Annotated in this window: 2 protein-coding genes; one reads left to right on the forward strand and one right to left on the reverse strand. The window is 28.2% G+C overall.

Going from position 1 to position 2,321, the window contains the following annotated elements; all coding sequences use genetic code 11:
• The first annotated feature begins 73 nt into the window (after window positions 1–73).
• Entirely contained in the window at window positions 74–1,960 is a 1,887-nt protein-coding gene (locus ELQ04_RS08460) for a motility associated factor glycosyltransferase family protein (RefSeq protein ID WP_134224514.1), read from the forward strand.
• Between the two features lie 30 nt (window positions 1,961–1,990).
• On the opposite strand, the gene ELQ04_RS08465 is transcribed toward ELQ04_RS08460, so the two are convergent.
• A partial coding sequence (locus ELQ04_RS08465; protein WP_279586059.1) for a flagellin occupies window positions 1,991–2,321 on the reverse strand: 331 nt, incomplete at its 5' end.

The raw sequence follows: 2,321 nt of genomic DNA on the forward strand, positions 1-2,321 counted from the left end.
TAAAAAATATACTTCCTTTAGAAGAAAAACTTAAAGAAAGAAAATTAGATAAATGGATGGAAAGGGTAAGAAGGTGAGAGAAGAAAATAATTTTAACAAAAATTTAAAAGCTTTAAGCGGTTTTGAGTATAACAACTTACGCAAAAAACTTAAGGATCTAAAAGAGCTTAGAGAATTTACTTTCACTCAAGGAAAAGATAATCTTGATATCAATATCATAAAAAAAAGAAATTTAAAAAAAATGTATCAAGATCCCATCAAAGAACTTGAAAAAAATTTAGAATATTTTAAAGATTTTGCACGCTATCCTGTGCTTTTTTTTTATGGTTTTGGAAATGGAATTTTATATAAAATTCTACTTCAAAATCAAGCACTTAAAAGAATAATCATCTTTGAAAAAGAATTAGAACTTATCTTTTTGGCTTTAAATTTCATAGATTTTAGCAAAGATTTAAGCTTAGGGCGACTCATTATTTTACATCATGACGATATTAATCTTCCTAAAATGGATAAAGTTTTTCGTTTGATAGGGGATTTGTTTTATCGTTCTTATAACCTACACATTGCTAATGATTTTTATGAACACTATAAAGAAGATATTTTAAAACTTAATAAACTCAATATGCAAATTATCAAAAATCACAATCTTATGCGTGGAAATGATCCTAAAGATGCCATGCAAGGTATAGAACAATTTGTTTATAATCTTCCTCAAATGATTACCCATCCTAGTTATAAAGAATTACTTTCTAAAAGAAAGAATTTAAGTGATACAGCTATCATTGTTTCTACAGGACCATCTCTTACTAAACAACTTCCTTTATTAAAAAAATATGCTAATAAAGCTACAATTTTTTGTGCAGATTCTTCTTATCCTATTTTAGCTAAACATGGTATAAAGCCTGATTATGTTTGTATGTTGGAACGCGATGAAATAGTAGCTGAATGTTTTAATAATGATTTTAAAGATTTTGATAAAGACATCATTTTTCTAGTAGCTTCTTTGGTGCATAAAAAAACCATTTCTTATCTTGAAAAAAATCAAAGAAAATACATTTTAATTATAAAAGGCCAACCTTTTGCGAGATATTTAGATCTAGATGATTATGGGTATATTAATGCAGGTATGAGTGTATCTCATATGGCTTATGAACTGGCTGAAAATTTAGGACATAACAACATCATTCTCATAGGTCAGGATTTAGCTTATGCCAAAGATGGACAAACACATTCTCAAGGTTTCATCCATGCTAATTTACATAATGGAGACTATGAAAGAGACTTAGATAGATTTAGCACTACAGCTTATGGAGGAAATGGAAAAGTTCAAAGTTCTGAAATTTGGACACTTTTTAGACAAATTTTTGAAAATTTCATTGCTTTTAGCAAAAGTAAAACTTATAATTGCACTGAAGGAGGTGCTAGGATAGAAAGCGCTATAGAAAAACCTTTTAAAGAACTTTGCGAAAATTTACTCGAAAATAAAAAAGATAAAAAATTTAAAAAATTACAAGTTTTAAATACTAAAGAACAAGTAAAACTCGGATTAAAAATCTATCAAAAAATCAAAAAAAATATGAATTTATCTTTGAATTTTAAAAAAGAGTGTAAAAAAGTTCAAAAACAAATTCACAATCTTACCCATGGAAAAAACAAGCTCTCTCTTGAACAAATAAATCAAAATATAGACAAAATCAAAGAAAAACTTTCAAATAAAAAATATCTCTTTTTACAAGAAATTTTAGGCCCTACTTTACATCATGAACAAAGTATATTAACGCCTTTATATCTTAAAGATATCAAAGATGAATCTGATAAACAAAATAAACTTTTTGCTTGGGTTTATGCACACGAAGCTTTGATAGAAAATATCATAGAACTTTTAGAAGCTCAAGACAAAAGACTTAAAATCGCTATTTTAGCTTTACAAGACTTTTTAGAAAAGAAAAAAGCACTTTAAAAGCTTAGATGCATAAAAGCATCTAAGAAATTATTGAAGAAGTTTTAAAACATTTTGCTGCACTGCATTAGCCTGACTCATAGCATAAGAACCTGATTGCGCAAGGATGTTATATTTAGAAAAATTTGCACTCTCAGCTGCAAAGTCTACATCTCTTATGGTTGATTCTGCTGCTTTAACATTGACTTGAGTAACAGTGATATTGTTTATAGTCACTTGAAGTTGATTTTGCACCGAACCAATGTCTGCTCTGATTTGATCAAGATTTGTTGTAGCTGTTTCAACTATATCCATCACTGCCATAGCGCCTTTAAGTGTAGTAACACCTGCTGATTCATCTTTTACTCCAAAAGTAGTTGTT

Origin of the sequence: Campylobacter sp. CH278 (genome assembly GCF_004378845.1) — a bacterium.
GTDB lineage: Bacteria > Campylobacterota > Campylobacteria > Campylobacterales > Campylobacteraceae > Campylobacter_D > Campylobacter_D jejuni.